General features: G+C 67.0%; 22 protein-coding genes. 15 read left to right on the top strand and 7 right to left on the bottom strand.

Annotated elements, in window-relative coordinates; genetic code table 11:
- Positions 1-88: 88 nt before the first annotated feature.
- The 4 genes from FFI97_RS14565 to xdhC all read right to left on the bottom strand — a co-directional run bounded on the left by FFI97_RS14565 (position 89) and on the right by xdhC (position 5,356).
- Positions 89-1,531, bottom strand: coding sequence for an NAD-dependent succinate-semialdehyde dehydrogenase (locus FFI97_RS14565; protein WP_095946746.1), 1,443 nt, complete (start codon positions 1,529-1,531; stop codon positions 89-91).
- A gap of 175 nt (positions 1,532-1,706) precedes the next feature.
- Positions 1,707-3,053, bottom strand: coding sequence for a glycerate kinase (locus tag FFI97_RS14570; protein ID WP_139702708.1), 1,347 nt, complete (start codon positions 3,051-3,053; stop codon positions 1,707-1,709).
- Between the two features lie 69 nt (positions 3,054-3,122).
- Positions 3,123-4,334 (bottom strand): urate hydroxylase PuuD, encoded by a 1,212-nt coding sequence (locus FFI97_RS14575; RefSeq protein WP_095744185.1) that lies wholly within the window; start codon positions 4,332-4,334, stop codon positions 3,123-3,125.
- Positions 4,335-4,549: 215 nt separating this feature from the next.
- On the bottom strand, positions 4,550-5,356 hold the full coding sequence (gene xdhC / locus FFI97_RS14580; protein ID WP_139702709.1) for a xanthine dehydrogenase accessory protein XdhC: 807 nt from the start codon (positions 5,354-5,356) through the stop codon (positions 4,550-4,552).
- Between the two features lie 53 nt (positions 5,357-5,409).
- Here xdhC and FFI97_RS14585 point away from each other — a divergent pair, with 53 nt between their 5' ends.
- Positions 5,410-5,913: a hypothetical protein gene (locus tag FFI97_RS14585; RefSeq protein ID WP_070061691.1), complete on the top strand. Its 504-nt coding sequence runs from the start codon at positions 5,410-5,412 to the stop codon at positions 5,911-5,913.
- A gap of 2 nt (positions 5,914-5,915) precedes the next feature.
- Here FFI97_RS14585 and uraH read toward each other — a convergent pair whose 3' ends face one another.
- On the bottom strand, positions 5,916-6,266 hold the full coding sequence (gene uraH, locus FFI97_RS14590; protein WP_139702710.1) for a hydroxyisourate hydrolase: 351 nt from the start codon (positions 6,264-6,266) through the stop codon (positions 5,916-5,918).
- Positions 6,267-6,360: 94 nt separating this feature from the next.
- Between uraH and FFI97_RS14595 the strand changes: the two genes are divergently transcribed.
- From FFI97_RS14595 to FFI97_RS14635, 9 genes are all read left to right on the top strand, one after another.
- Positions 6,361-7,035 carry a GntR family transcriptional regulator gene (locus tag FFI97_RS14595; protein WP_056574067.1) on the top strand — a complete coding sequence of 225 codons (675 nt, stop codon included), beginning with the start codon at positions 6,361-6,363 and terminating at the stop codon, positions 7,033-7,035.
- A 129-nt stretch (positions 7,036-7,164) separates the two neighbouring features.
- The gene (gene puuE, locus FFI97_RS14600) at positions 7,165-8,127 is read left to right on the top strand and encodes an allantoinase PuuE (RefSeq protein WP_062480836.1); all 963 of its coding nucleotides are present in this window, start codon (positions 7,165-7,167) and stop codon (positions 8,125-8,127) included.
- Positions 8,124-9,911, top strand: a complete 1,788-nt coding sequence (uraD, locus tag FFI97_RS14605; RefSeq protein ID WP_139702711.1) for a 2-oxo-4-hydroxy-4-carboxy-5-ureidoimidazoline decarboxylase — start codon at positions 8,124-8,126, stop codon at positions 9,909-9,911. The genes puuE and uraD overlap by 4 nt, the downstream gene beginning before the upstream one ends.
- A gap of 23 nt (positions 9,912-9,934) precedes the next feature.
- A complete protein-coding gene (locus tag FFI97_RS14610; protein ID WP_139702712.1) occupies positions 9,935-11,161 on the top strand; it encodes a M20 family metallopeptidase in 1,227 nt (408 codons plus the stop codon).
- A gap of 185 nt (positions 11,162-11,346) precedes the next feature.
- Positions 11,347-13,041 (top strand): S-layer protein, encoded by a 1,695-nt coding sequence (locus FFI97_RS14615; RefSeq protein ID WP_139702713.1) that lies wholly within the window; start codon positions 11,347-11,349, stop codon positions 13,039-13,041.
- Positions 13,042-13,261: 220 nt separating this feature from the next.
- Positions 13,262-14,755 carry an NCS1 family nucleobase:cation symporter-1 gene (locus FFI97_RS14620; protein WP_139702714.1) on the top strand — a complete coding sequence of 498 codons (1,494 nt, stop codon included), beginning with the start codon at positions 13,262-13,264 and terminating at the stop codon, positions 14,753-14,755.
- A gap of 27 nt (positions 14,756-14,782) precedes the next feature.
- On the top strand, positions 14,783-15,520 hold the full coding sequence (locus FFI97_RS14625) for an aspartate/glutamate racemase family protein (protein ID WP_070061684.1): 738 nt from the start codon (positions 14,783-14,785) through the stop codon (positions 15,518-15,520).
- Positions 15,521-15,534: 14 nt separating this feature from the next.
- Positions 15,535-16,296, top strand: coding sequence for a GntR family transcriptional regulator (locus FFI97_RS14630; RefSeq protein ID WP_095744177.1), 762 nt, complete (start codon positions 15,535-15,537; stop codon positions 16,294-16,296).
- Positions 16,297-16,518: 222 nt separating this feature from the next.
- Entirely contained in the window at positions 16,519-18,009 is a 1,491-nt protein-coding gene (locus FFI97_RS14635; protein ID WP_070061682.1) for a nucleobase:cation symporter-2 family protein, read from the top strand.
- Positions 18,010-18,027: 18 nt separating this feature from the next.
- On the opposite strand, the gene dctP is transcribed toward FFI97_RS14635, so the two are convergent.
- Both dctP and FFI97_RS14645 read right to left on the bottom strand, forming a co-directional pair.
- Entirely contained in the window at positions 18,028-20,061 is a 2,034-nt protein-coding gene (dctP, locus tag FFI97_RS14640; RefSeq protein WP_139702715.1) for a TRAP transporter substrate-binding protein DctP, read from the bottom strand.
- An 88-nt stretch (positions 20,062-20,149) separates the two neighbouring features.
- Positions 20,150-21,007, bottom strand: coding sequence for an aldo/keto reductase (locus tag FFI97_RS14645; protein WP_139702716.1), 858 nt, complete (start codon positions 21,005-21,007; stop codon positions 20,150-20,152).
- Between the two features lie 273 nt (positions 21,008-21,280).
- Here FFI97_RS14645 and FFI97_RS14650 point away from each other — a divergent pair, with 273 nt between their 5' ends.
- The 5 genes from FFI97_RS14650 (at position 21,281) to FFI97_RS14670 (ending at position 26,227) form a co-directional block, all read left to right on the top strand.
- Complete coding sequence (locus FFI97_RS14650) at positions 21,281-22,372, top strand: tartrate dehydrogenase (protein ID WP_070061680.1); 1,092 nt, start codon at positions 21,281-21,283, stop codon at positions 22,370-22,372.
- A 197-nt stretch (positions 22,373-22,569) separates the two neighbouring features.
- Complete coding sequence (locus tag FFI97_RS14655; RefSeq protein ID WP_070061679.1) at positions 22,570-23,520, top strand: ABC transporter permease; 951 nt, start codon at positions 22,570-22,572, stop codon at positions 23,518-23,520.
- Positions 23,517-24,404, top strand: a complete 888-nt coding sequence (locus tag FFI97_RS14660) for an ABC transporter permease (RefSeq protein WP_139702717.1) — start codon at positions 23,517-23,519, stop codon at positions 24,402-24,404. The genes FFI97_RS14655 and FFI97_RS14660 overlap by 4 nt, the downstream gene beginning before the upstream one ends.
- 6 nt (positions 24,405-24,410) lie before the next feature.
- The gene (locus FFI97_RS14665; protein ID WP_139702718.1) at positions 24,411-25,403 is read left to right on the top strand and encodes an ABC transporter ATP-binding protein; all 993 of its coding nucleotides are present in this window, start codon (positions 24,411-24,413) and stop codon (positions 25,401-25,403) included.
- An 8-nt stretch (positions 25,404-25,411) separates the two neighbouring features.
- Entirely contained in the window at positions 25,412-26,227 is an 816-nt protein-coding gene (locus FFI97_RS14670) for an ATP-binding cassette domain-containing protein (protein ID WP_139702719.1), read from the top strand.
- Positions 26,228-26,248: the final 21 nt, after the last annotated feature.

Here is a 26,248-nt window from a genome sequence, read left to right on the forward strand (position 1 = left end):
TGCGGCCCGTCAAAAAAAAGCGGCACCGCCTTGAGCGATGCCGCCTTGCCGCAAGAAGCGGTACAGAGGCCGTCGATGGGCGACTGACTTACACGCCGAGGATCGAAACAGCCTTGGTGTTCAGGTACGCCTCGATTGCCTCGGGGCCACCTTCCGAACCGTAGCCCGAATCCTTCACGCCGCCGAACGGCATTTCCGGCGAGGGCGTGGCGGGCTGGTTGATCCACAGCATGCCCAGCTCGAGCTTCTGGCTCAGCAGGTGCGCGCTCTTGATCGACTTGGTGAAGGCGTAGCCGGCCAGGCCGAAAGGCAGGCGGTTGGCTTCGGTGATGGCTTCTTCGAGCGTGTCGAAGCCGCGGATGGCGGCGATGGGGCCGAAGGGTTCGTTGTTGAACACGTCGGCGTCCAGCGGCACGTCGGTGATGACGGTGGGTGCGAAGAAGTTGCCGGTGTCGCCGACGCGTTCGCCGCCGGTCGCGACCGTGGCGCCCTTCTTGCGCGCGTCTTCCAGCACGTGGGCCATGGCCGTGAGGCGGCGGGCGTTGGCCAGCGGGCCGAGGTTGGTGCCTTCGACCAGGCCGTCGCCGAGCTTGAGGCCTTCGGCGTGCTTGACCAGCAGGCTGGCGAACTCGTGGCGCAGGCTGTTGTGCACCAGGAAGCGGGTCGGCGAGATGCAGACCTGGCCCGCGTTGCGGAACTTGGCGGCACCGGCGGCCTTGACGGCCAGCGCCACGTCGGCGTCTTCGGCCACGATCACCGGGGCGTGACCGCCCAGTTCCATCGTGACGCGCTTCATGTGCGAACCGGCCAGCGCGGCCAACTGCTTGCCGACCGGGGTCGAGCCAGTGAAGGTGACCTTGCGGATGATCGGGTGCGCGATGAGGTAGCTCGAGATCTCGCCCGGGTTGCCGAACACCAGGCCCACCACGCCGCCCGGAATGCCGGCGTCGACGAACGCCTTGAGCAGCGCGGCCGGCGAGGCCGGGGTTTCCTCGGGCGCCTTCACCAGGAAGGAGCAGCCGGTGGCCAGCGCGGCGCCGAGCTTGCGCACGATCTGGTTGACGGGGAAGTTCCACGGCGTGAAGGCCGCGACGGGGCCGACCGGCTCCTTGATGACCAGCTGCTGCGCGGCCAGGTTGCGCGAGGGCACGATGCGGCCGTACACGCGGCGGCCTTCGTCGGCGAACCACTCGATGATGTCGGCGGCGGCCATCATTTCGACCTTGGCCTCGCCCAGCGGCTTGCCTTGTTCCTGCGTCAGCAGCTTGGCGATGTCCAGGGCGCGTTCGCGGATCAGGCCGGCGGCGCGGCGCATCACGGCGGCGCGCTCGTTGGCGGGCGTGTCGCGCCAGGCTTCGAAGCCGCGCTGGGCGGCGGCCAGGGCGCGGTCGAGGTCGACGATGCTGGCGTGCGCCACCTTGCCGATGGCCTTGCCGGTGGCGGGGTTCAGCACGTCGAGCGTCTTGCCGTCGGCGGCGTCGACCCATTGGCCGTCGATCAGCAGGCGGGTGTCGGTGTAGGTGGCGGTCATGGCGAACTCTTTCCTTCGAGGACTGGATGGTGAAAACGAAACGGGAAATCGGGCGCGCGGCGCGGCACCCCGTGGGGGTGCGCATGCGACAACGGCGGCCAAGTGCCGCCGGGGCCGTAGATTAACCTGAGTTCACAAAGCTTGCCGGCGGCCCCCGCCAGGGGCCGGGGCGCGCCTACAGCACGAGGATCGCGCGGAAGTCGTTGACGTTGGTGTTCGTCGGACCGGTCACGAACAGGTCGCCGATGGCGTCGAAATAGCCGTAGGCGTCGTTGCGGTCGAGGTGATCGGACAGCTTCTTGCCCTGCGCCGTGGCGCGCGCCAGGGTGTCGGGCGTGACGAAGGCGCCGGCGTTGTCTTCCACGCCGTCGATGCCGTCGGTGTCGGCGGCCAGCGCCCACACCTGCGGCTGGCCCATGAGCGCACCGGCCAGGCCCATGCAGAACTCGCCGGCCCGCCCGCCACGGCCCTTGGCCTGGCCGGGCTGGCGCGGACGGATGGTGACGGTGGTTTCGCCGCCCGACAGGATGACGCAGGGCCGGGCGAAGGGCTCGCCGCGCAGGGCCACGGCGCGGGCGAGCGCCGCATGCACCTTGCCCACTTCGCGCGATTCGCCTTCCATTTCGTCGCTCAGCACGTGCACGCCGATGCCGGCGGCGCGCGCGGCCGCGGCGGCGGCTTCGAGCGACTGCTGCGGCGTGGCGATGAGGTGGGTGCTGTGGCCGGCGAACGCGGCGTCGTCGGGCTTGGGGGTTTCGAGCGCGCCGCTGGCGAGCTGCGCGCGCACGGGCGCCGGCACCTCGATGCCGTAGCGGTCGAGGATGGCCAGCGCGTCGGCGCAGGTGGTGGCGTCGGGCACGGTGGGGCCGCTGGCGATCACGGCCGGGTCGTCGCCCGGCACGTCGCTGATGGTGAGCGTGACCACGCGCGCCGGCGCGCAGGCCGCCGCGAGCCGGCCGCCCTTGATGCGCGACAGGTGCTTGCGCACGCAGTTCATCTCGCCGATGTGGGCGCCGCTGTCGAGCAGCTGCTTGTTGATGCGCTGCTTGTCGGCCAGCGTGAGGCCTTCGGCGGGCAGCACCAGCAGCGACGAGCCGCCGCCGGAGATGAGGCACAGCACGAGGTCGTCGGCCGTGAGGCCCTGCGTGAGCGCCAGGATGCGCTCGGCCGCCTGCTGGCCGGCCGCGTCGGGCACGGGGTGCGCGGCCTCGACGAGCTCGATGCGCTGCGGCACGCCTTCGGGACGCGGCGGGATGTGGTCATAGCGCGTGACGACCAGGCCCGACAACGGGGCGTCGGCCGGCCACAGCGCCTCGAGCGCCTGCACCATCGAGCCGCCGGCCTTGCCGGCGCCCAGCACCACGGTGCGGCCCTTGGGCGGCTTGGGCAGGTGCGCGCCCAGCGTGGACAGCGGCAGTGCGCGGTCCACCGCCACGCGGTACAGGTGTTCGAGGAAGGCGCGCGGGGCTTCGCGCGGATCGGGCGTAGCGGCGATGGCTGAGGGCGAGGTCGATGCGGTCATGGCTTGCGTGTTGTCTCCATTCGGCGATTGTGCGACGACCGGTGGCCCGCCCTCGCAGGCCACCGTCTTCTAGTTCGTCTTGGCGCCGGCCTGGAACCAGCGGCTGATCAACGCCCGCTCTTCGTCGGTGATGTTCGTCGCGTTGTTCATCGGCATGATCTTGGTCACCACGACCTGCTGGTAGATCGCCTGCGCATGCGCCGTCACCTGGTCGGGCGTGTCGACGCGCACGTTCTTCATCTGCACGGCCGCGCCGTGGCACATGAAGCAGCGCTGCTCCAGCACCTTCTGCACGTCCTGGTAGGCCACGGCGGGCGCGGCCTGGGCGGCGGTGGCCGCGACGGGGGCGGCCGGCTCGGGCTTCATCCACACGATGGTCAGGCCCAGCACCGCGATGCCGACCATGGCGTAGGGCAGCGGGTTGCCCGCGTTGCCCAGCTTGAAGCGGTGGCGCACCACGAAGAACTGCCGGATGGCCGCGCCGCCGAGCATGATCAGCAGCAGCACGATCCAGTTGTACTTGTGCGTGTAGGTGAAGCTGTAGTGGTTGCTCAGCATCGCGAACAGCACCGGCAGCGTGAAGTAGGTGTTGTGCACGCTGCGCTGCTTGCCGCGCTGGCCGTGCACCGGGTCGACCGGCCGGCCTTCGCGCAGCGCCTTCACGTTCTTGCGCTGGCCCGGGATGATCCAGAAGAACACGTTGCCACTCATGGTGGTGGCCATCATGGCGCCCACCAGCAGGAAGGCCGCGCGGCCCGCGAACCACTGGCAAGCCAGCCAGGTCGCGAAGACGATGAAGATCGCGATCAGCACGCCGACGATGGTGTCGCCATTCTTGCGGCGCCCGAAGATCTGGCAGATGCCGTCGTAGACCATCCAGAACACGACGAAGAAGGCCAGCGCCACGGCAATGGCGGCGCCGGGCTGCCAGTCCATCTTGCTCTTGTCGATGAGGTACGTGCTCGCGTTCCACAGGTACGACATCGTGAAGAGCGCAAAGCCCGTGAGCCAGGTCGAATAGCTTTCCCAGTACGACCAGTGCAGGTGGTCGGGCAGCTTCTTGGGCGCCAGCGCGTACTTCTGGCTGTTGTAGAAGCCGCCGCCGTGCACGGCCCATTGCTCGCCGCCCACGCCCTTGTCGAGCGATTCCTGGTCCTGCGGCTTCTCGAGGCTGTTGTCCAGCATCACGAAGTAGAAGGAGGCGCCGATCCAGGCGATGGCGGTGATGACGTGGACCCAGCGCAGCAGCAGGTTGGCCCAGTCGAGGTAGTAGCTTTCCATGTGCTCTCTCTCAACCCTGTTGGCGCGTGGGGGCGCCAAGGAGGGGTTTCAGCCTGCTCACCACCGCGGGCGCTGTAAGCAGAGAAAGTGCCGCGAACGCAGGTCCGTTGAAAACGACCTCGCTCCGCTGCGGCTTGTTGTGGACCGAAAGTGTATACAGTTTTGACACGAGGCGGGATGCTATTTGCGGCGTCGTCGCCAAGGGAAAACCCTGTTCAGCCCAGCGATTGCAACAACTGTGCCGCCACGGCGACCGCGATCACCTCGGGTTCCTTGCCCGTGATGCCGGGCACGCCGATCGGGCAGGTGACGCGCGCCAGCTCGTCGGCCGTGAAGCCGCGCGCCTCCAGCCGGTGGCGGAAGGTGGCCCACTTGGTCTTGCTGCCGATGAGGCCGATGTAGGGCAGGTCGTTGCGCGTGCGCAGGCGCTTCAGGCAGGCGATGACAATGTCCAGGTCTTCGGCGTGGCTGAAGCTCATGATCAGCACGCGGCTGCCGGGCGCGAGCGCGGCCACGGCGTCCTGCACGGGCTCGGAGTGCTCGGTGTCGATCTGCGCGGGCAGTGCGTCGGGGAACACGCCGTCGCGGCTGTCGATCCAGCGCACCGAGAACGGCAGCACGGCCAGCAGGCGCGCCAGCGCGGCGCCCACGTGGCCGCCGCCGAACAGGGCCACGGGTTCGAGCTGCGCCACCAGTTCTTTTTGCAGCGCGGGCGCGTCGGCGGCGCCGATGCGCCGGTAGGTCAGGAACATCACGCCGCCGCAGCACTGTCCCAGGCTCGGGCCGAGCGGGTAGCGCTGCACGCCGTCGAGGCTGCGCGTGCCGGCCAGGATTTCGCGCGCTTCCTGCGTGGCCTGGAACTCCAGCTGCCCGCCGCCGATGGTGGCCGTGAGCCCGTCGGCCCAGACGGCCATCCAGGTGCCGGCCTCGCGCGGGGCCGAGCCCTGGGTCGATTCGACGCGCACCAGAACCGCGTCTTCGGTGCGAAGACGCGCCAGCAATTGATCGACCGCACCGTTCATGCCCGAAACCTTCGGTTGCCGAGGCAGCAACAACTCACGGTATAACCCCGGCGATGATGACGAACCGCCAGCTTACGCCGCGCCGCCTCGCCTGGGCCGCCACTGTTCTTTCCGCCTTGTGGCTCGCCGGCTGCGGCTCGACGGGCTCGGTGCCCGGCCAGCTGAGCGGCGCCAGCAGCGCACAGGGCAGCGGGCCCGCACCGCGCGCCTCGAGTGCTGCCACCGCACGCGAGTACCGCCGCGACGCCGCACGCCACATCTACAACGCCAACGCCTCGCGCATCTACAAGGGACAGATGCCGCCGCTGCTGTACGCGGTCGGCACGCTGCAGGTGAACCTGGACGCCGGCGGCAAGGTGGTCTCGATGCACTGGCTGCGCGCGCCCAAGCACGCGCCCGAGGTGATCGCCGAGATCGAGCGCGCCGTGCTGCAGGCCGCGCCCTTCCCGCCCGCCCAGCGCCTGGGCGCGGTCACGTGGACCGACACCTGGCTGTGGGACAAGAGCGGGCGCTTCCAGCTCGACACCCTGACCGAAGGGCAGCAACAAGGCGACTGACCTCAGGAGCCGCGATAGGTGGAGTAGCTCCACGGGCTCACGAGCAAAGGCACGTGGTAGTGCTGGTCGGTGTGCGCCACGCCGAAGTCCAGCGCCACCTTGTTCAGGAAGTTCGGCTCCGGCAGCGTCACGCCGCGGGCCTTGAAGTAACCCGCCACGTCGAACACCAGCCGGTAGGTGCCGACTTTCAGCGAGTTGTTGTCGTACAGCGGTCCGTCGCTGCGGCCGTCCGAATTCAGCGTGAAGCGCTTCACCAGCGTCGCGGCGTCGCCGTCGGTGGTGTACAGCGCCACCTCCATGCCGGCCGCGGGGCCGCCGTGCATCGTGTCCAGTACGTGAGTGCTCAAGCCCATGAGGCCTCCTTCAAAGGGTGTCGGATCGGTGAGATCAGAGTGCGGGAAATTCCGGTGGACAAAAGTGTATACAGTTACCGGCTTTGGGTCTATCATGAAAAACATGGAGTCCTCCACCACCCGTTCGATCGTCGATGCCCTCACGAAGGCCATCGTCGAGCACCGCCTTCAGCCCGGCACCAAGCTCGCCGAGCAGAAGCTGGCCGATCACTTCGGCGTGTCGCGCACCTTGGTGCGCCAGGCGCTGTTCCAGCTCTCGCAGAACAAGCTGATCCGGCTCGAGCCGGCGCGCGGCGCCTTCGTGGCCGCGCCCGCCGTCGACGAGGCCAAGCAGGTGTTCGCGGTGCGCCGCATGCTCGAGGCCGAGATGACCCGCGCCTTCGTGCGCAGCGTCACGCCCGCCAAGATCAAGGCGCTCAAGGAGCACGTGGCGCTCGAGAAATCGGCCGTCGGCGGCGAAGACGTGTCGGGCCGCACCGAGCTCTTGGGCGACTTCCACGTGCGCATGGCCGAGCTCATGGGCAACCAGGTGCTGGCGCAAATATTGGGCGAGCTGATCTCGCGCTGCGCCCTCATCACGCTCATGTACCAGAGCACCAGCGCCGCCGAGCACTCCAACGACGAGCACGCCGACATCGTGAAGGCGCTGGCCGCGCGCGACGAGGAACTCGCCGTGCGCCTCATGACCGAGCATCTGGAACACGTCGAGGCCAACCTCACCTTCGACCGCAAGGTCCCGACCAACGACATCTCCCTCGCGCTCTCATGACCACCCCCGTTGCTTGCTCACTTCGTGTAGCCGCCTCCCCCCTCAAGGGGGCAACACCAGTGGCCCGGCAAAGCCGGTTCCACGGTGTTTCGCGAATGAGTCACGACCACTGCCACGATCGTTCTTGATATGACCGTCTACGACACCACCCTGCCCTACCCGCGCGACCTGATCGGCTACGGCCGCAACCCGCCCCACGCCCGCTGGCCCGGCGGCGCGCGCGTGGCGGTGCAGTTCGTCCTCAACTACGAAGAAGGCGGCGAGAACGCCACGCTGCACGGCGACGCGGGCTCCGAGCAGTTCCTTTCCGAGATGTTCAACCCGGCGAGCTTCCCCGACCGGCACATCAGCATGGAAGGCATCTACGAGTACGGCTCGCGCGCCGGCGTGTGGCGCATCCTGCGCGAGTTCGAAAAGCGCGGCCTGCCACTCACCGTGTTCGGCGTGGGCATGGCGCTGCAGCGCTACCCCGAGCTCACGGCCGCCTTCAAGGAACTCGGCCACGAGATCGCCTGCCACGGCTGGCGCTGGATCCATTACCAGAACCTCGATGAAGCCACCGAGCGCGAGCACATGCGCCTGGGCATGGAAGCGATCGAAAAGCTCACCGGCGAGCGCGCGCTCGGCTGGTACACCGGCCGCGACAGCCCGCGCACCCGCCGCCTCGTGGCCGACTACGGCGGCTTCGAGTACGACAGCGACTACTACGGCGACGACCTGCCCTTCTGGATGAAGGTGCAAAAGACCGACGGCAGCGTCGTGCCCCAGCTCATCGTGCCCTACACGCTGGACTGCAACGACATGCGCTTTGCGCTGCCGCAGGGCTACTCGCACGCCGACCCGTTCTTCCAGTACATGAAGGACACCTTCGACGCGCTGTACGCCGAAGGCGACCCGAACGGCGACGACAGCCCGAAGATGATGAGCATCGGCATGCACTGCCGCCTGCTCGGCCGCCCCGGCCGCATCACGGCGCTGCAGCGCTTCCTCGATCACATCGCCACGCACGACAAGGTCTGGGTCTGCCGCCGCGTCGACATCGCACGCCACTGGAAGCAGGCACATCCTTTCGAAGCCGGAGCCGCATCATGAGCACCCCTCTCCTCACCCTTGCCCAACTCAACGCCGCGGGGCCGGCCGCTGCCGTCGCCATGCTCGACGGCGTGTACGAACACTCGCCCTGGATCGCGCAGCGCGCGCTGGTGCAGCGCCCCTTCCGCTCGCTCGCGCATCTGAAGCACGCGCTGGTGCAGGCGCTGGCCGCGTCGTCGGCCGACGAGCAGATCGGCCTGATCCGCGCCCACCCCGAGCTCGCCGGCAAGGCCATGGTCAGCAAGACGCTCACCGCCGAGTCGACCAACGAGCAGAACAAGGCCGGCCTGACCGACTGCACGCCCGAAGAGTTCGCGCAGATCCAGAAGCTCAACGCCGACTACAACGCGAAGTTCGGCTTCCCGTTCATCCTGGCCGTGCGCGGCCCGCGCGGCACGGGCCTGGCCAAGCGCGAGATCATCGAGACCTTTGCGCGCCGGCTGCACAACCACCCGAGCTTCGAACTTGGCGAGGCGCTGCGCAACATCCACCGCATCGCCGAGATCCGCCTGAACGACAAGTTCGGCGCCGACATCACGCTCGGCAACGACGTGTGGGACTGGCAGGAACAGCTGTCGGTGCACACCGACCCCGGCTATGCCGAGAAGGGCCAGCTCACCGTCACCTACCTGACCGACGCGCACCGCGCCTGCGCCGCGAACATCTCGGGCTGGATGCGCGACTGCGGCTTCGACTCCGTGCACATCGATGCGGTCGGCAACGTGGTCGGCCGCTACGAAGGCGCCACGCCCGACGCCAAGACCCTGCTCACCGGCTCGCACTACGACACCGTGCGCAACGGCGGCAAGTACGACGGCCGCCTGGGCATCTTCGTGCCCATGGCCTGCGTGCGCGAACTCAAGCGCCAGAACCGCCGCCTGCCCTTCGCTTTCGAGGTCGTCGGCTTCGCCGAAGAAGAGGGCCAGCGCTACAAGGCCACCTTCCTCGGCTCGGGCGCGCTCATCGGCCACTTCGACCCGCGCTGGCTCGACCAGAAAGATGCCGACGGCATCACCATGCGCGAGGCCATGCAGCACGCCGGCCTGAAGGAAGAAGACATTCCGAAGATCCAGCGCGACCCCGCGCGCTACCTCGGCTTCGTCGAGGTGCACATCGAACAGGGCCCGGTGCTCACCGAGCTCGACCTGCCGCTGGGCATCGTCACCTCCATCAACGGCAGCGTGCGCTACGTGGGCGAAGTCATCGGCATGGCCAGCCACGCCGGCACCACGCCCATGGACCGCCGCCGTGACGCCGCCGCCGCCGTGGCCGAACTCATCCTCTACACCGAGCAGCGCGCCGCCAAAGACGGCGACTCGGTCGGCACCGTCGGCATGCTCGAAGTGCCGAGTGGTTCGATCAACGTCGTGCCCGGCCGCTGCAAGTTCAGCCTCGACCTGCGCGCGCCCAACAACGCACAGCGCGATGCGCTGGCCAACGACGTGGTCGCCGCACTGAAGGACATCTGCGAACGCCGCGGCGTGCGCTACGAGCTCGAGGAAACCATGCGCGCCGCCGCCGCGCCGAGCGCCCCCGCCTGGCAGCAGCGCTGGGAGCAGGCCGTCGATGCGCTGGGCATTCCGCTCTTCCGCATGCCCAGCGGCGCCGGCCACGACGCAATGAAGCTGCACGAGGTGATGCCGCAGGCCATGCTCTTCGTGCGTGGCATCAACTCGGGCATCAGCCACAACCCGCTCGAGTCGAGCACCAACGACGACATCCAGCTCGCCGTGCAGGCCTTCCAGCTCCTGCTGGACAACCTCGCCGCCGAACAAGCCCACTGACCGACCCCACAAGAACAACCACCATGACCGACTACGCCAAACTCGACGCCTGGATCGACGCCCACTTCGACGAGGAAGTGCAATTCCTGCAGCAACTGGTGCAGGTGCCCACCGACACGCCGCCCGGCAACAACGCGCCGCACGCCGAGCGCACCGCCGAGCTGCTGAAAGACTTCGGCCTCGACGCCGAGAAGCACGCCGTGCCCGCGCAGGACGTGAAGGACTACGGCCTCGAATCGATCACCAACCTGATCGTGCGCCGCAAGTACGGCAACGGCGGGCGCACCGTGGCGCTCAACGCCCACGGCGACGTGGTGCCGCCCGGCGAAGGCTGGACGCACGACCCCTACGGCGGCGAGATCGTCGACGGCAGCCTGTACGGCCGCGCCGCCGCCGTCAGCAAGAGCGACTTCGCCAGCTTCACCTTCGCGCTGCGCGCGCTCGAGGCCGTGGCCAAGCCCACCCAGGGCAGCATCGAGCTGCACTTCACCTACGACGAAGAGTTCGGCGGCATCCTCGGCCCGGGCTGGCTGCTCGAGAAGGGCCTGACCAAGCCCGACCTCATGATCGCGGCCGGCTTCAGCTACGAAGTGGTCACCGCCCACAACGGCTGCCTGCAGATGGAAGTCACCGTGCACGGCAAGATGGCCCACGCCGCCGTGCCCACCACCGGCATTGACGCGCTGCAGGGCGCCACCAAGATCCTGAACGCGCTGTACGCGCAGAACACGCTCTACCAGAAGGTCACGTCGAAGGTCGAGGGCATCACGCACCCCTACCTGAACGTGGGGCGCATCGAGGGCGGCACCAACACCAACGTCGTGCCCGGCAAGGTCGTGTTCAAGCTCGACCGCCGCATGATCCCCGAAGAGAACCCGGTCGAGGTTGAGGCCAACATCCGCCAGGTGATCGCCGATGCCGCCGCCGAGAGCGCGGGCATCACGGTCGAGATCAAGCGCATGCTGCTCGCCAACTCGATGAAGCCGCTGGCCGGCAACAAGCCGCTGGTCGACGCGATCCAGAAGCACGGCGGCGAGTTGTTCGGCGAACCCATCAAGGCCATGGGAACGCCGCTGTACACCGACGTGCGCCTATACGTCGAAGCCGGCATTCCCGGCGTGATCTACGGCGCCGGCCCGCGCACCGTGCTCGAGTCGCACGCCAAGCGCAGCGACGAGCGCGTGGTGCTTGAAGACCTGCGCCGCGCGACCAAGGTGGTGGCGCGCACGCTGGCCGACCTGCTGGCCTGAACGCCCTGAACTGCGACTGAAAGCGCATGCCTTCGGGCGTGAACTTTCATCTCGGTTTCATCGAAGCGTCACGACAGGATTTCAGACTCCGGGGTTCTCCGGCGGATGCGCTTTCACGCCGTCCGCCTCGTTGAAATCCCGATGCGACGGCCAGCCATGCGCTGGCCGTTGCTGCTTGTGTCGCCATGAAAACCCTGTCTCCCGCACCCCGCTTTCGCACCACGCTTTTCTCTTCGCTCGCGCTCGGCGCGGCCCTGCTGACCGCCTGCGGCGGCGGCTCCGGCAGCGGTGCGCCGTTCGCCGGCCTGCCCGTCGCACCGCCGGCCCCCGCACCGGCGCCCTCGCCCGCCACACCACCACCGGCCGCGCCGGCCGGCCGCTGGACCGTGGGCGACCTGCATGTCCACACCATCCAGTCGGAGGACACGCAGCAGATCTCCACGCTCGACCAGGTGCTCGCCAAGGCCTTCGACACCTTCGGCCTCGACTGGGTCGCGCTGTCGGACCACTTGCGCATGTCTTCCTATGACAACGACGGCCGCAAGCTGGACCCAGCGATTCCGTTCTCGCGAGGCATGGCCCTCTATCAGGTGCCGCGCATCAAGGCACTGCAGGCCGGCGGCAAGTACGCCGACAAGACGATCTTCGCGTCCTTCGAATGGGACATGGCCACGCACGACCACGGCAACGTCGGCATCCTGACCGACAGCCCCATGTCCGACGCGGCACTCAAGGCCGTGAGCCAGTTCGAATACCTGTTCACCAACCGCGACCCCGCGCTGTTCCCGGCCGCCGACGTGGCCGCCTGGAACGCCAAGGACGCCCGCGCCTTCACGACGCACGAAGACGTGCTCAAGGCCATCGCGTGGCTGAAGAAGAACTACCCCGACTCCAGCTACCTGCAGATCAACCACCCCTCGCGCAGCCCCGGCAAGTACACGGCCACCCAGCTGCGCGAGATGAACGACGCCGCGCCCGACATCGTGTTCTCGCTCGAGGGCATGGTCGGCAACCAGATGGAGCCCGACCGCGGCGGCTACGAGAGCGCCTACACGCCGGCCAACCTGCCCTCGCGCACCTACGGCGGCGTCGACTACCTCGTCGCCAAACTCGGCGGCACCTGGGACGCCCTGCTGTCAGAAGGCCGCCGCATCTGGAACACGGCCGATTCCGACTACCACTTCACGACCTCCAAGGGCCTGTACAGCAGCGGCTACGCGCCCGGCGAGTACGCCAGGAACCACCTCTGGGGCGACATCAAGGACCCGAAGTCGCTGCTCACCGCGATGCGCTCGGGCAAGCTCTTCGCGGTCAACGGCAGCCTGATCGACGCGCTCGACTTCAAGGTGCAAAGCGCCAAGGGTGCCGGCGAGATGGGCGCCGAAGTGAGCGCCAAGCCCGGCGAAGACCTGAAGATCACCATCCGCTTCAAGAGCCCCGAGCGCAACAACTTCGAGTACCAGCTCGGCAGCGGCGTGTACGCCAACGTGAAGCCGGTGGTCGACCACATCGACCTCATCGCCGGCGACGTGACCGGCCGCGAACTCCCGGGCACCCCCGGCTATGCGCGCGACACCAACCCGACGACCCGCGTGGTCAAGCGCTTCACCCGCGCCGACTGGACGCTCGATACCGAAGGCTACTTCGCGGTGAGCTACACCGTGAAGGCCGGCAACAACCAGTACTTCCGCCTGCGAGGCACCAACCTGGGCACCGACGTGCCGAACGAAACCGCGGGCGGCGAGCCGCTGTTCGATGCACGCACGCCCACGCCGGCCGGCGACGACCCGGTCACGCGCTTCAACGCGATCAATGCGCGCAACTACAACGACCTGTGGTTCTATTCGAATCCGGTGTTCGTGAAGGTGGCGGCACAGTAGGCGGCGCCCCCGCCCCCGGCCTTCAAGGCGCCATGTCCCTCGCGGGGCATGGCGCTTTTTCTTTGCCCCGGCCCGCCCCGCATCAGGGAATCTACGGATATATGATTCCCCGCATGGTCTTGATTGAGTTCAATTTTTGTATACAAATAACGCACCCATAAAGACGGCGCGAAATTTGCGTCAAAAAGTCCCTCATCCCAACCAAGTACGAGGAAAGACCATGAGCACAGTCGCCAGCCATGCCCCCGCCGGGGCCAGCGAAGCCGGCATCGCGCCGCACGCGGAATCGAATGCCCTCATCAAGCCGGGCTACGACCCGCGCCTGACCAACGAGGACCTCGCCCCGCTCAAGAAGCAGACCTGGGGGCAATACAACATCTTTGCGTTCTGGATGTCCGACGTGCACAGCGTGGGCGGCTACATCACGGCCGGCAGCCTGTTCGCGCTGGGCCTGTCGAGCTGGCAGGTGCTGGTGGCGCTGCTGGTGGGCATCGTGATCGTGCAGGTCTTCTGCAACCTGGTGGCCAAGCCCAGCCAGGTGACCGGCGTGCCCTACCCCGTGGTGTGCCGCGCCTCTTTCGGCGTGCTGGGCGCCAACATCCCGGCCATCATCCGCGGACTGATCGCGGTGGCCTGGTACGGCGTGCAGACCTACCTGGCGTCGGCGGCCTTCATGGTGCTGGCGCTGCACATGGCGCCGGGCCTGGCACCGTATGCCGACGTGGCGCAGTACGGCTTCGTCGGCCTCTCGGCCCTGGGCTGGGTGGCGTTTATGGTCATGTGGGTGTTGCAGGCCTTCGTGTTCTGGCACGGCATGGAAGCGATTCGCAAGTTCATCGACTGGGCCGGCCCGGCGGTGTACGTGGTAATGGCGGTGCTGTGCGGCTGGCTGGTGTGGAAGGCCGGCTGGAGCAACATCGACCTGAATCTGGGCGGCATCAAGTTCCAGGGCTGGGACGCGCTGCCGGTGATGCTCTCGGCCATCGCGCTGGTGGTGAGCTACTTCAGCGGGCCGATGCTCAACTTCGGCGACTTCTCGCGCTACGGCAAGAGCTTCGACGCGGTGAAGAAAGGCAACTTCTGGGGCCTGCCGGTCAACTTCGTGTTCTTCTCGCTGCTCACCGTGATCACCACGGCGGCCACGCTGCCCGTTTTTGGTGAACTGATCACCGACCCGGTGCACACCGTGGGCAAGATCGACAGCACCACGGCCGTGGTGCTGGGCGCGCTGACCTTCATGATCGCCACCATCGGCATCAACATCGTGGCCAATTTCGTGTCGCCGGCCTTCGACTTCTCGAACGTGGCGCCGCAGCACATCAGCTGGCGCACGGGCGGCATGATCGCCGCGGTGGGCTCGGTGTTTCTCACGCCCTGGAACCTTTACAACAGCCCCGAGGTCATTCACTACACGCTGGACGTGCTGGGCTCGTTCATCGGGCCGCTGTTCGGCATCCTGATTGCCGACTACTACATCGTGCGCAAGCAGCAGATCGACGTCGACGCGCTCTACACCATGAGCAAGCAGGGCAAGTACTGGTACAGCGGCGGCTACAACCCGAAGGCGATCCAGGCGCTGGTGCCCTCGGCCCTCGTGCCCATCCTGTGCGTGATGGTGCCGACGCTGCGCGGCGCCGCCAACTATGCGTGGTTCATCGGCATGGGCCTGGGCTTCGTGCTCTACGTGCTCTTGAACCGCAACAACAAGACTTGAAGAACTGACCGAAGAAGGGACCGCGCCGTGCGCATCAAGATCATCAACCCCAACACCACCTGGAGCATGACCGAGAAGATCGGTGCCTGCGCCCGCGCGGTGGCGCACGCCGGCACCGAGATCGTGGCCGTGAGCCCGGCCATGGGGCCGGTCTCCATCGAGAGCCACTACGACGAGGCGCTGGCCGTGCCGGGGTTGCTGCAGGAGATCGCGGCGGGCGAGCGCGACGGCATCGACGGCTACGTGATCGCCTGCTTCGGCGACCCGGGCCTGAAGGCGGCGCGCGAGCTGGCGCGTGGCCCGGTGGTCGGCATCGCCGAAGCGGCGATGCACCTGGCCAGCATGATCGGCAGCCGCTTCAGCGTGGTGACCACGCTGGGGCGCACCATGGGCCAGGCCTGGCACCTGGCCGAGATCTACGGCATGGAGCGCTTCTGCGCCAACGTGCGCGCCTGCGAGCTGCCGGTGCTCGAGCTGGAAGAGCCGGGCTCCAACGCCCGCGAGCGCATCGTCGACGAATGCCGGCGCGCGCTGGAAGAAGACGGCGCCGACTGCATCGTGCTCGGCTGCGCCGGCATGACCGACCTGTGCGCGCACATCGAGCAGGTGCTCGGCGTGCCGGTGATCGACGGCGTGGCCGCGGGCACCAAGCTCATCGAATCGCTGGTGGCGTTGAAGCTGCGCACCAGCAAACGCGGCGAGCTGGCAAGGCCCTTGCCCAAGCCCATGATCGGCGCGCTCGAGGCCTTCACCCTCACGCGCTGAGCCACAATCGACGGATGCCCCGCGCCAGTTCCAAAACCTCCGTCCCTTCCGCCGCCCCCGTTGCCGCACCGGCCGAGAACGGCGCGGCGCCGGCCGACAAGAACAGTTCCATCGAGAGCATCGCCAACGACATCGCCACCGCGATCGTCGAGAAGCGCCTGCCGCCGGGCACCTGGCTGCGCGAAGAGGCGCTGGGCCGCGTCTACTCGGTGAGCCGCACCAAGGTGCGCGCGGCCCTCTTGATGCTGTCGAAGGACAAGCTCATCGAGATGATTCCCGACAAGGGCGCCTTCGTCTGCCAGCCCACGGTGGACGAGGCCCGCGAAGTGTTCGCGGTGCGCCGCATCCTCGAGCGCGAGGTGGTGCGCCTGTTCATCGCCAACGCCCGGCCGCGCGACTACCAGACGCTCGAGCAGCACATCAAGTTCGAACGCACCGCGCTGCGCCAGAGCACCACCATGGGCACGGTGCGCGAGAAACTGCTGGGCGACTTTCACGTGGCGCTGGCCGAAGCCACCGGCAACCACACGCTGGCCGAGATGGTGCGTGAGCTGGTGGCGCGCAGCTCGCTGATCGCGATGCTCTACCACTCGTCGAACGACCCGCACTGCTCGTCCGACGAGCATTCCGACTTCCTGCGCCTGTGCCGCAAGGGCGACGTCGAAGCGGCCGTGACCTGCATGATCGAGCACCTCGAACGCATCGAGGCCAGCCTCGAACTGGGCACCGAGAAGCCCGACCGCCAACTCGACCTGGTGAAGGCGCTGCTGGCCTGAGCCCGCGTCGCTGACGCGCCCCACTCCCGATACCTGAGAGCCGGCCGAAACGCCGGAGGCGTCAGCGCGCGCCTCCCACAGCGCTTCTTCGCCGGATTCGGGTTTACCTGAATCCGGATTGCCGCATAAATTGTATACAGTTTCGCGTACACAACTGGTGTGCGCGACGGCTCTGCGACGCGCATCACTGCTCCGTTCCCCTCGCCGCGCCAGGAGACAACGATGACGGCAGATTCCCTTTCCAGCAATGTCCATCCCGTGGACCAGCGCCTGCCTTCGGGCAAGCTCGCGGCCCTCGGCCTGCAGCACGTGCTCGTGATGTACGCAGGCGCCGTCGCGGTGCCGCTCATCGTGGGCCGTGCGCTCAAGCTCTCGCCCGACGAGGTCGCGCTGCTGATCTCGGCCGACCTGTTCTGCTGTGGCATCGCCACGCTGATCCAGGCGCTGGGCGCCACGCAGTGGTTCGGCATCAAGCTGCCCGTGATGATGGGCGTGACCTTCGCCTCGGTGGCGCCCATGGTCGCCATCGCCAACGCCAACCCCGGGCAGAACGGGGCGCAGCTGCTGTTCGGCGCCATCATCGGCGCGGGGGTGATATCGATACTGATCGCGCCATTGGTGAGCCGCATGCTGCGGTTCTTTCCGCCGGTGGTGACGGGCACGATCATCGCGGTCATCGGCATCAGCCTGATGCGCGTGGGCATCAACTGGATCTTCGGCAACCCCGTGGGCCCGACGGCGCCCGCGCTGGTCGACCCGGTGTACGCCAAGTGGCTGGCCGAGGTCACCTCGCCGGGCAGCTCGATCCCCGCGGTGCCCAAGGGCTTCGCGATCATGCCCACCGTGCCCAACCCCAAGTACGCCGACCTGTCGGGCTTCGGCGTGGCCGCGCTGGTGCTGGTGTCGATCCTGCTGATCGTGAAGTACGCCAAGGGCTTCATCGCCAACATCTCAGTGCTGCTGGGCATCGTGATCGGCGCGGTGGTGGCCTCGCTCACCGGCCTCATGACCTACGAGAAGGTCGGCAAGGCCGCCTGGGTCGATGTCGTGCTGCCCTTTCACTTCGGCATGCCGCTGTTCGACCCGATCCTGATCCTCACGATGACGCTCATCATGATCGTCGTGATGATCGAATCGACCGGCATGTTCCTCGCGCTGGGCGAAATGACCGACCGCAAGATCAGCCAGCAAGACCTGGCCAAGGGCCTGCGCACCGACGGCCTGGGCACGCTCATCGGCGGCATCTTCAACACCTTCCCCTACACCAGCTTCTCGCAGAACGTGGGCCTGGTGGCCGTCACCGGCATCAAGAGCCGCTACGTGTGCGTGGCCGGCGGCGTGATCCTGATCGTGCTGGGCCTGCTGCCGAAGATGGCCGCGCTGGTCGAGTCGCTGCCCACCGTGGTGCTCGGCGGCGCGGGCCTCGTGATGTTCGGCATGGTGGCCGCCACCGGCATCCGCATCCTGTCGGGCGTGGACTTCAAGACCAACCGCCACAACGCGATGATCGTCGCCGTGGCCATCGGCGTCGGCATGATTCCGCTCATCGCCCCCAACTTCAAGCAGTGGATGCCGCACTCGATCCACTCGCTGATCGAGTCGGGCATCCTGCTGGCATCGATCACGGCCGTGCTGCTGAACCTGTTCCTCAACGGTGCGAAGCACGACGAAGAGGCGGTGATCGCGGCGGCCAAGCACGCCGACGCGCACTGAGCTCTCGAAGCCCGCTGATCAAAGATCCTTCAGCCCCTGGATTACGAAATACTTCTGGTCCGGGGAACGTATCTGCCCCCATCGCTCGCTCGCATTCACGCCGTACTTCAGCGCTTCGATCAGATCTCTGGATATGGCGTTGTTCACCACGTGATACGAGTGTCCGGTCAAGGAAAAGTCGTTGCGTCCAATGAAGATGGATTCGACGCCAGTGCCAGTGAATATTGGCGGGGCCAAGCCCGCCCGAGGACCTTCGTCGGGGTTCATCCCCTCCTTCGAAATCCCAAGCGCAAGGTCATGGTCGGAAATATACAAAGAAGCATCTCGCCCAAAATATTGGCGCAGCGCACTCCAGTTGGCTGCAAGTCCAGTCGTCGGAATGTCAGGCGCAACCATAATCAAGCGCCGAAAGCGCGGTCGCTCTGCGACCGGCTTCTGGTCTATGGCCTTCAACGCCGCCAGCATGACGCGAGCCCCCATGCTGTGAACCACCAGATCAACATCGGTTGTCACACCGTTGCGTACGCCCAGCGTCTGCAGAACCGAGACCAGCGCATCCACACTCTTATCCGCAGTCTTCTGATCAGTCCGATAACTGGCAGGTAGCTGAACCCCACGGGACGGCCAGGAAAACGCAAGCACAGGGCGGCCCACGTTCCAAGACAGCCATGCACCGCGTTGCAGGGCATCGTCGAATGAATTGGCAAATCCATGCACGTAGAGCAGCGGCGCCTTGGAAGGCAACGATGGAGGTGCAGAGAGTTGCTCTTTCGCAAAGGGCTTTTTCGTCGTGAGCGTCCAATTCACCTGAACCCCCTTGCCTTTGATGGCTGGCGTAAACAGATTCGCCCATTGCGTTGGAACACTGAGCGAAGGAGGAACATAGTCGTTGTTCCCCTCGTAGGCCAGTTCGACATTGGCTTGCCCGTAGGTTAGATCGGAGGACAGATCTCCACCAACGGCGTTCTTCGCGACCGCTCGATTTGTAGCGAAGAGCACCTTCACGTAGACCGATTGCTCCTGGCTCTTGACTTGCTTGAGACTCGAGGCCTTCAGCGTAGACGAGCTCATCGCAAAAACCTCCATCGCGCGCAATGCGGATGAACTGGCCAGGGCGCCAGAGGAAAAGTTCGCCTTCGTCACGCTCGTGAGAGCCGTCACGTTGGCGCCTCTTCTCATCAGTTCTGCCTTTTGAGTGGTCTCCTGAGATCGGGCGGCCGCTGCTTGGATCTGCGTCGCATCAGAGAGCGCCGACTCCAAGAATCCTCGTTGCTGCGCGTTGAGCGACTCCAATGCACTCGTCGAAGCCATCAGGACGACAGGGTCCAGCGAGTGATTGCTCAACAGGATGTTGTTCTGGTTCGGAGGAAGCTTGTCTATTTCGGCCAAGGGTATGTCGATCACCTTGTCCGAACCCTCCCGGGCGAGCTCATAGCGTTCCGGAAGCGGCACCGCAACCGCCGAGCCACCGAGTTGAACGACCGCATTCGTGCTCGCATAAGTGGATGGCCCCAGAACGGTTCGACCTTGCAGGTCCTTTCCACTGGTGATCGATTTTTCGGACGCGAGTATGCGTGCCTCGCCCTGCCAGAAGAACAGGACGTCATGACCTGTGGTCGCAAATCCTTGAGCCACTGAGAGTCCAACGGGGCCGGCAAGCAACCGATTCGCCTGACTCCAGTCGCTGGCCAAGAAGGGAAGGTCGAATGCCGCCATCGACGGTACATCCGGGAAGCAACGGCGATACACCGACAAAGGCGCAACGTATACACCTGCACGCCTCGCAGCCGCATCGGCACAGAACGCTGCGACCTCCTTGGCCTCCGACGTCAGTGAAACAGGTGCACCGGCCGGCGCTGCCTTGACCGTCAGATATGCAACGGCGTCCTTCCCCGTTTGTGTGAGCTGCGTGCTAACCACCGGCCAGGCGATTGCAGAACCCTGTCCCCATGACACCGCGGGACAAGCCAAGAGTACCAACGGCAGGGAACCAAGAGATAGCAGGCGGTGAAATGACACCCCACCTGAAGCAATTCTTCGTTTCATTGTCATGGCCTTTGAGGGTCGTTTCGTCGATCCTGGATTCCACTGAAAGCCATGCAAGTCCGCATCCCTCGTTTGAGGGAGGTTCCGCTTGATCTCAGATCATCGCCAACGGCGTCTTGCGCTGGGGCACCGGATAGATCCGGTCCAGCGCCGCCAGGGTCGTCGCATCGAGCTGCAGCTCGGCGGCGGCCCTGTTTTCTTTCAGGTGCGCGCTGCGCACCGCCTTCGGAATCGCCGCCACACCCGGGCGCGCGATGACCGCGGCCAGCGCCAGTTGCGCGGCGCTCACGCCGAGGTCGGCCGCCAGCCGGCCCAATGCCTCGTCGCCCGCCAGCGCGCCCTGGTCGATCGGGCTGTAGGCCATCAGCGGCATGCCGCGTTCGCGCTGCCAGGGCAGCAGGTCGAACTCGGGGCCGCGCTCGCCGAGCGACAGGTACACCTGGTTGGCCGCGCAGGCCGGGCCTTGGCCGATGAGCTCCGCCAGCTCCTGCATGTCGTCGGTGTCGAAGTTGCTCACGCCCCAGTGGGCGATGCGGCCGGCCGCGACCAGTTCGTGCATCGCCTCGACCGTGTGCGCCAGCGGGTGGTTGCCGCGCCAGTGCAGCAGGTACAGGTCGATGCGCTCCAGCCCCAGCCGCGCCAGGCTGCGCTCGCAGGCCTGGCCCGTGCCACGGCGGCTGGCGTTGTGCGGGTAGACCTTGCTGACGACGAAGAGCTCGTCGCGCCGCACATCGCCCGCGCGCAGCGCCTCGGCCACGGCCTGGCCGACCACGGTCTCGGCGCCGCCCTCGCCGTACATCTCGGCCGTGTCGATCAGGCGGTAGCCCAGGCCGATGGCTTCGCGCACCGCGGCCACCTCGGCCGCGCGGCGGGTGGCGTCTTCGCCCATGCGCCAGGTGCCGAGACCGAGAACCGGCATCTCGCCGCCGGTGGGGAGTGGAAGTGTTCGCATGGGCACGATGGTACGCAGGCCCTTTCGGCGGGTGCCCGGGTGCGGGTTTTCCGCCCCCGGTGCCTTCTAATTTTTCGAAGCTCAAGTCAGTTCGATGACCATCAATTGCTTATCTTCCGCCGTGTTCTGGCGTTTTGACCTTCTCTTTTTGTCAATGCCCGGTGGGTGCCAACCCCCATCGCGCGCGCCTCACCCGCTCCTAGAATTTTTTGACGGCCCGGTGTCACAAGCGTCGGCGCTCTTATCGAAACGGTTCAGGAACAGGTTGAGTCAATGCAGCAGAAGCAAAAGCACAGGATTGCCGTCATTCCCGGAGACGGCATCGGCGTCGAAGTCATGCCCGAGGGCCTTCGCGTGCTCGACGCGGTCAGTCGGCGCTTCGGCATCGATTTCGCGTACGACCATTTCGACTGGGGTTCCGACCACTACGTGCGCACCGGCCTGATGATGCCGGCCGACTGGGCCGACAAGATCCAGGGCCACGACGCCATCTACTTCGGCGCCGTGGGCGATCCCGCCAAGGTGCCCGACCACATCGCCGTGTGGGGCCTGCTCATCAAGATCCGCCGCGACTTCGACCAGTACGTCAACCTGCGCCCCGTGCGTCTGATGCCTGGCGTGCCGGGCCCGCTGGCGCACCGCAAGCCCGGCGACATCGACTTTCTCGTCGTGCGCGAGAACACCGAAGGTGAATACACCTCGGTCGGCGGTCGCCTGTTCGAAGGCACGCCGCGCGAGATGGCGATCCAGGAAGCCGTGTTCACCCGCGTGGGTGTCGACCGCATCATCGACTACGCCTTCCAGCTCGCCAACCGCCGCAAGCGCAAGAACCTGGTTGCCGCCACCAAGTCGAACGGCATCTCCATCACCATGCCCTATTGGGACGAGCGCCTGGCCGAGATCGCCACGCGCTACCCCGACGTAGCCACGAGCAAGTACCACATCGACATCCTGTGCGCGCACTTCGTGCAGCACCCCGACTGGTTCGACGTGGTCGTGGCCTCCAACCTGTTCGGCGACATCCTCTCCGACCTGGGCCCGGCCTGCACCGGCACCATCGGCATCGCGCCCAGCGCCAACCTGAACCCGGAGCGCAAGTTCCCGTCGCTCTTCGAGCCCGTGCACGGCTCCGCGCCTGACATCGCAGGCAAGGGCATCGCCAACCCCATCGGCCAGATCTGGTCGGCCGCGCTCATGCTCGACCACCTGGGCGACAACGACCCCGTGTACGCACAGGCCTCGGCGGCCGTGCTCTCGGCGATCGAGACCGTGCTCAGCGAAGGCCCGCGCACGCGCGACATGGGCGGCACCGCCAACACGGTGGACGTGGGCCGCGCGATTGCCGAGTGCATCGCTTCGGCATGACACCTCCCGACCCTCTTTTTCGCAGGAAGCGAAACGCGCTGCGCACACCCGCAGCGTGCCCCCGTGCCCAGGGCACTGGGTGCTTCCCGCAGCGAAATAAAGGAGGAGGCCGCAGGCCGGGGGACATTCGCGGAGGGAAGTACCCGGTGGCCTGGGCACACGCCCTGAACAGCGACAAACAACGGAGCCACTGAATCATGGGCCTGTTCCTGCTCAAGCGCACCTTGACGCTCATCGGCACGCTGATCGGCGCATCCGTCATCGTGTTCCTGGTGCTCGAAATTCTCCCCGGCAACGCCGCGCAGATGCTCATGGGCCCCGACGCCTCGCCCGACGCCGTCGCCGCCCTGGCCACCAAGCTCGGCCTGGACCAGCCCGCGTGGACCCGCTACTGGCACTGGATCGGTGGCCTGCTCACCGGCAACCTCGGTGACAGCTACGCCTATAGCTCGCCCGTCATCGACCTGATCCTCGAACGTTTGGCCCTCACCGTGCCACTGGCCGTGATGGCGATGGCCCTGACCGTCGTCATCGCATTGCTCGTGGGCGTGACCGCCGCCGCGCGCCACAACAAGCTCGGCGACGTCGGCCTCATGGGCATGGCCCAGGTCGGCATCGCCATTCCCAACTTCTGGTTCGCGATCCTGCTGATCCTCGTGTTCTCGGTGCAACTGCAGTGGTTCTCCGCCGGCGGCTTCGAGGGCTGGGGCGAAGGCATCTTCGCGGGGCTCAAGTCCCTGCTTCTGCCCGCGCTGTCGCTCGCAGTGGTGCAGGCCGCGATCCTCGCGCGCATCACACGCTCGGCCGTGCTCGAGGTGATGCGCGAAGACTTCGTTCGCACCGCGCGCGCCAAGGGCGTGTCGCAGCGCATGGTGCTGTGGACCCACGTGCTGCGCAACGCGATGATCCCCGTCATCACCGTCATGGGCATGCAGTTCTCCGAGTTGCTGGCCGGCACCATCGTGGTGGAGAACGTGTTCTACCTGCCCGGGCTGGGCCGCCTGATCTTCCAGGCCATCAGCAACCGCGACCTGATCGTGGTGCGCAACTGCGTGATGCTGCTCGCGGCCATGGTGGTCATCGTGAACTTCGTGGTCGACGTGCTCTATGCCGTCATCGACCCGCGCATCAAGGCGAGCGACATATGAGCGCCATCCTCTCCCCTTCCTCCGTGCCAGCATCCGCCGCACCTCTCGCGCCCGGCTTCTGGCGCCGCGCGGTCAAGCACCGCAGCTTTGTCATCGGCGGCGTGTTCGCGCTGCTGCTGTTGCTGGCGGCTCTGATCTCCTTCGTCTGGACGCCGTGGTCGCCCTACGCGATGGACATGGCGAACAAGATGCAGGGCCCCTCGGCCACGCACTGGCTCGGCACCGATGCGTTCGGGCGCGACGTGGCCTCGCTGCTGCTGGTGGGTGCACGCGCCTCCATCCTCGTCGGCGTGATCGCCGTGGGCATCGGCCTCGTGGCCGGCACCGCGCTGGGACTGCTCGCTGCTGCGAAACGCGGCTGGGTCGAGGAAGCCGTGATGCGCCTGTCGGACTTCACGCTCGCCTTCCCCGCCATCCTCTCCGCGATCATGATGACCGCGGTGTTCGGCGCTGGCATCGTCAATGCCATCGTCGCCATCGGCATCTACAACATCCCAACCTTCGCACGCATCACGCGCGCCTCGGCCAACGCCATCTGGTCGCGCGAATACGTGGCCGCCGCACGCGCCTGCGGCAAAGGCAGCTTCGCAATCACGATGCAGCACGTGCTGCCCAACATCTCCGCCGTGCTGATCGTGCAGATCACCATCCGCTTCGCCATCGCGATCCTGGCCGAAGCTGCGCTGTCGTACCTCGGCCTCGGCACGCAGCCGCCGCAGCCCTCCTGGGGCCGCATGCTCAGCGAAGCCCAGACCCTCATGTTCCAGCAGCCCCTGCTGGCCGTCTTCCCGGGCATGGCCATCGCCTTCGCGGTGCTCGGCCTGAACCTGCTGGGCGACGGTCTGCGCGACCTGCTCGATCCGCGCCTGGCCCGCGCAAGGTAGACCGCCATGCCCCTTCTCGAAGTCAACGACCTCCACATCGGCCTGCAGACCCAGCGCGGCCCGGCCGAAGCCGTGCGCGGCATTTCCTTCTCGCTGGAGCGCGGCGAAACGCTGGGCATCGTCGGCGAATCAGGCTGCGGCAAGTCGATCACCGTGATGTCGCTCATGGGCCTGCTGCCCTCCACCGCCAAGGTCACGGGCAGCATCAAGCTCGACGGCCAGGAACTCGTCGGCCTGCCCGAAAAGCAGATGTGCCAGCTGCGCGGCAACCGCATCGGCATGATCTTCCAGGAGCCGATGACGGCGCTGAACCCGGTGCACACCATCGCGCGCCAGGTCGGCGAGCCGCTGATGCTGCACCGCGGCCTCACCAAGGCGCAGGCGCGCAAGGAAGCGCTCGACCTGCTCGACCGCGTCGGCATTCCCGATGCCGCCTCGCGCCTCGACGCCTACCCGCACCAGTTCTCGGGCGGCCAACGCCAGCGCATCGGCATCGCGATGGCGCTGGCCTGCGGGCCCGACCTGCTGATCGCCGACGAGCCCACCACCGCGCTCGACGTGACGATCCAGAAGCAGGTGCTCGACCTGATCCAGGGCCTGGTCGCCGAAATGGGCATGGCGCTGATCCTCATCTCGCACGACCTCGGCGTGATCGCCAGCAGCGTGCAGCGCATGCTCGTGATGTACGGCGGCAGCGCCGTGGAAAGCGGCCCCACCGACGCGGTCTTTGCCGACCGCGCCCACCCTTACACGCGCGGCCTGTTCGCGGCGCGCCCCGCGCTCGGCGCCGTGCGCGCGGGCCGGCTGCCCACCATCCGCGGCAGCGTGCCCGAGCTGGTCGACATTCCGCGCGGCTGCGGCTTCGCGGGCCGCTGCGACTTCACGACCGACGCCTGCCACACCACGAAACCGCCGGTGGCCCGCCAACCCAACGGCCATGCGGTGAGCTGCCTGCACCTCGACGCCGTTGCTGCGCACGCCACGCTGGCCGCCGCATGAGCATCCCGATGACTTCGACGTCTTCCTCTTCGACCCCGCTGCTGCAGGTGACCGACCTCGTGCGGCACTACGCCCTGCCGCGCGAAAAACTTTTCGGCCCGCCGCCCACCGTGAAGGCCCTCAACGGCGTGAGTTTCAGCGTGCAAGCCGGCAAGAGCGTGGGCATCGTCGGCGAATCGGGCTCGGGCAAGTCGACCATCGCGCGCCTCGTGATGGCGCTGGACACGCCCACCTCGGGCAGCGTCGCCCTCGAAGGCCGCAACCTGCACGCGCTCTCGAAGGCCGAGCTGCGCACGGCGCGGCGCGACTTCCAGATGGTGTTCCAGGACCCGTATGGTTCGCTCGACCCGCGCCAGACCGTCGCGCGCATCGTCGCCGAGCCGCTCGAAGCGCTGGCCGAAACGCGCCGCGCCGAGCAGCGCGAACGCGCCGCCGAAGCGCTCGCGGCCGTCGGCCTGCGCACCACCGACCTCGACAAGTACCCGCACGAGTTCTCCGGCGGCCAGCGCCAGCGCATCGCGATCGCACGCGCGCTCATCACGCGCCCCAAGCTCATCGTCGCTGACGAGCCCGTGAGCGCGCTCGACGTCTCGGTGCAGGCCCAGGTGCTCAACCTCATGCAGGACCTGCAGCAGCAGTTCGGCATCAGCTACCTGCTCATCAGCCACGACCTCGCCGTGGTGAACCACCTGTGCGACGAGGTGTGCGTGGTGTTCAAGGGCCAGATCGTGGAACGCGGCCAGCCCGCCGAACTTTTTGCCCACGCGCAACACCCATACACACGCACCTTGCTGTCGGCCGTGCTGCACACGCCATCGCGGTAGGCCCGAACGGGTCGAACCGGC

The organism is Variovorax sp. KBS0712, assembly GCF_006323185.2.
Taxonomy (GTDB): Bacteria; Pseudomonadota; Gammaproteobacteria; order Burkholderiales; family Burkholderiaceae_C; genus Variovorax; species Variovorax boronicumulans.

What these genes read in the sequence shown, in the direction of transcription:
- FFI97_RS14615 (WP_139702713.1), top strand. Translation starts at nt 11,347, where the DNA reads ATGAAAACCCTGTCTCCCGCACCCCGCTTTCGCACCACGCTTTTCTCT.
- FFI97_RS14610 (WP_139702712.1), top strand. Translation starts at nt 9,935, where the DNA reads ATGACCGACTACGCCAAACTCGACGCCTGGATCGACGCCCACTTCGAC.
- FFI97_RS14645 (WP_139702716.1), bottom strand. Translation starts at nt 21,007, where the DNA reads ATGCGAACACTTCCACTCCCCACCGGCGGCGAGATGCCGGTTCTCGGT.
- FFI97_RS14660 (WP_139702717.1), top strand. Translation starts at nt 23,517, where the DNA reads ATGAGCGCCATCCTCTCCCCTTCCTCCGTGCCAGCATCCGCCGCACCT.
- FFI97_RS14575 (WP_095744185.1), bottom strand. Translation starts at nt 4,334, where the DNA reads ATGGAAAGCTACTACCTCGACTGGGCCAACCTGCTGCTGCGCTGGGTC.
- FFI97_RS14650 (WP_070061680.1), top strand. Translation starts at nt 21,281, where the DNA reads ATGCAGCAGAAGCAAAAGCACAGGATTGCCGTCATTCCCGGAGACGGC.
- FFI97_RS14665 (WP_139702718.1), top strand. Translation starts at nt 24,411, where the DNA reads ATGCCCCTTCTCGAAGTCAACGACCTCCACATCGGCCTGCAGACCCAG.
- FFI97_RS14595 (WP_056574067.1), top strand. Translation starts at nt 6,361, where the DNA reads ATGAAAAACATGGAGTCCTCCACCACCCGTTCGATCGTCGATGCCCTC.
- FFI97_RS14630 (WP_095744177.1), top strand. Translation starts at nt 15,535, where the DNA reads ATGCCCCGCGCCAGTTCCAAAACCTCCGTCCCTTCCGCCGCCCCCGTT.
- xdhC (WP_139702709.1), bottom strand. Translation starts at nt 5,356, where the DNA reads ATGAACGGTGCGGTCGATCAATTGCTGGCGCGTCTTCGCACCGAAGAC.
- FFI97_RS14585 (WP_070061691.1), top strand. Translation starts at nt 5,410, where the DNA reads ATGATGACGAACCGCCAGCTTACGCCGCGCCGCCTCGCCTGGGCCGCC.
- uraH (WP_139702710.1), bottom strand. Translation starts at nt 6,266, where the DNA reads ATGGGCTTGAGCACTCACGTACTGGACACGATGCACGGCGGCCCCGCG.
- FFI97_RS14620 (WP_139702714.1), top strand. Translation starts at nt 13,262, where the DNA reads ATGAGCACAGTCGCCAGCCATGCCCCCGCCGGGGCCAGCGAAGCCGGC.
- FFI97_RS14655 (WP_070061679.1), top strand. Translation starts at nt 22,570, where the DNA reads ATGGGCCTGTTCCTGCTCAAGCGCACCTTGACGCTCATCGGCACGCTG.
- uraD (WP_139702711.1), top strand. Translation starts at nt 8,124, where the DNA reads ATGAGCACCCCTCTCCTCACCCTTGCCCAACTCAACGCCGCGGGGCCG.
- dctP (WP_139702715.1), bottom strand. Translation starts at nt 20,061, where the DNA reads ATGACAATGAAACGAAGAATTGCTTCAGGTGGGGTGTCATTTCACCGC.
- FFI97_RS14570 (WP_139702708.1), bottom strand. Translation starts at nt 3,053, where the DNA reads ATGACCGCATCGACCTCGCCCTCAGCCATCGCCGCTACGCCCGATCCG.
- FFI97_RS14635 (WP_070061682.1), top strand. Translation starts at nt 16,519, where the DNA reads ATGACGGCAGATTCCCTTTCCAGCAATGTCCATCCCGTGGACCAGCGC.
- FFI97_RS14670 (WP_139702719.1), top strand. Translation starts at nt 25,412, where the DNA reads ATGACTTCGACGTCTTCCTCTTCGACCCCGCTGCTGCAGGTGACCGAC.
- FFI97_RS14565 (WP_095946746.1), bottom strand. Translation starts at nt 1,531, where the DNA reads ATGACCGCCACCTACACCGACACCCGCCTGCTGATCGACGGCCAATGG.
- puuE (WP_062480836.1), top strand. Translation starts at nt 7,165, where the DNA reads ATGACCGTCTACGACACCACCCTGCCCTACCCGCGCGACCTGATCGGC.